This window comes from Vibrio sp. YT-15, from assembly GCF_033337445.1.
Lineage (GTDB): Bacteria > Pseudomonadota > Gammaproteobacteria > Enterobacterales > Vibrionaceae > Vibrio > Vibrio alginolyticus.
This window is the reverse complement of record NZ_JAWOQR010000197.1, coordinates 1-1,006: the sequence shown is the minus strand read 5'-3', so window position 1 is coordinate 1,006 and position 1,006 is coordinate 1. Positions and strand designations below refer to the sequence as shown.

2 protein-coding genes are annotated in these 1,006 nt (G+C 44.8%); both read left to right on the top strand.

Annotated features, from left to right (window positions below; all coding sequences use genetic code 11):
* On the top strand, positions 1–811 hold an 811-nt coding region (locus R7D93_RS26285), incomplete at its 5' end, for a uroporphyrinogen-III C-methyltransferase (RefSeq protein WP_318129679.1).
* The coding region (locus R7D93_RS26280) for a heme biosynthesis HemY N-terminal domain-containing protein (RefSeq protein ID WP_411976829.1) at positions 811–1,006 on the top strand (196 nt) is incomplete at its 3' end. The genes R7D93_RS26285 and R7D93_RS26280, both read left to right, overlap by 1 nt.

Here is a 1,006-nt window from a genome sequence, read left to right as displayed (position 1 = left end):
AGAAGTGGTGCTTGGTCAACAACAAAAGAGCATTGAAAGTTTACAACTCGCCGTCGCAGATGTGAAAGGCCGACGTCCAAACGACTGGCTATTGGCAGAGGCCGATTACCTTGTGAAGTTGGCTGGTCGTAAACTGTTCTTAGAGCATGACGTAGAAAGCGCAACTCAACTAATGGAAAGCGCAGACCAACGTATTGCCGCGCTAAACGATCCAAGCTTAGTTAAACTGCGTAAAGCGATGGCAAACGACATCACCAAACTGCGCACTGTCCCATTGATTGACCGTGACGGTCTTGTTCTGCGTTTGACCGCTCTACAGCAGCAAGTAGATAAGTTGCCTCTAGCAAATGCACTACTGCCGGAAGCCCAAGTCGTTGCTCAACATGAAGTATCAGAAGACATTTCAAACTGGCAAGATAATTTGATGACCTCTCTGAAAGACTTCTCTGAGAACTTTATTACTTTCCGTACTCGCGATGGCAACGTCATCCCATTATTGTCTCCAGAGCAGCATTTCTATTTAAAAGAAAACATCAAGGCCAAACTGGAAACAGCAATCAAAGCGGTTTACCAAGAACAAGGCGAAATCTACACCACTTCGTTAACGACAGCTGACAAGTGGGCGATGGCTTTCTTCAATCAAGACGACAATGCGGTGAAAGAATTCAACAAAGCACTCAACCAATTAAGCCAGCAAAATATTCAAGTTGAGTACCCTGCAAAACTGGAAAGCCAATCTCAGCTATCGGATGTGATTCGTGAGCGACTACGTCGTGAAGTCACAACAATGACAGGTACGGGGGATAAATAATGATTCGCCTTATTTTCCTATTTGTCGTTCTAGGTGCAGGTCTATTTGTCGGTACTCAGTTTTCTGGTCAACAAGGATATGTACTGATCTCAATAGCAAACAAGACCATCGAAATGAGCGTGACCACTTTGGTGATCTTCGTTATCGCTGCGCTAGCTGGTCTTTTCCTCCTCGAATACCTGATTAAACAGTTGG